Source organism: Winogradskyella ouciana (assembly GCF_009709615.1).
In the GTDB taxonomy this organism is placed as follows: Bacteria; Bacteroidota; Bacteroidia; order Flavobacteriales; family Flavobacteriaceae; genus Winogradskyella; species Winogradskyella ouciana.
The window spans coordinates 1-269 of record NZ_WJYA01000126.1 but is presented as its reverse complement, the minus strand read 5'-3'; the positions used below and the strand labels follow the sequence as shown (position 1 = coordinate 269).

Annotated in this window: 1 protein-coding gene; it reads right to left on the bottom strand. The window is 74.7% G+C overall.

Annotated features, from left to right (window positions below; all coding sequences use genetic code 11):
• Positions 1-269, bottom strand: a 269-nt coding sequence (locus F1003_RS18775) for a TetR family transcriptional regulator (RefSeq protein WP_155090363.1), incomplete at both ends; no start/stop codon positions are given.

Genomic DNA, 269 nt, shown 5'->3' with positions numbered 1-269 from the left:
GGCGGGCCGCGGCCGCGTACGACGGGTGCGCGTTGCTCATGGCGACGGCCCGCTCGAGGTAGCCGACCACCCCCGACCAGCCGTCGGGGGCGTCCTCCAGCGCGTCGAGAATCGCGACGAACCCCGCGTAGGCGCGCTCGTGCAGCGCGCGCACGACGTCGTCGTGCGACGCGAAGCGCCGGTAGGTGGTGGCGACGCCGAGGCCGGCCTCGTGCGCCAGCTCGTTGAGCGAGAATTCCAGCCCCTGGCGGAGGAACAGGGCCTCGGCG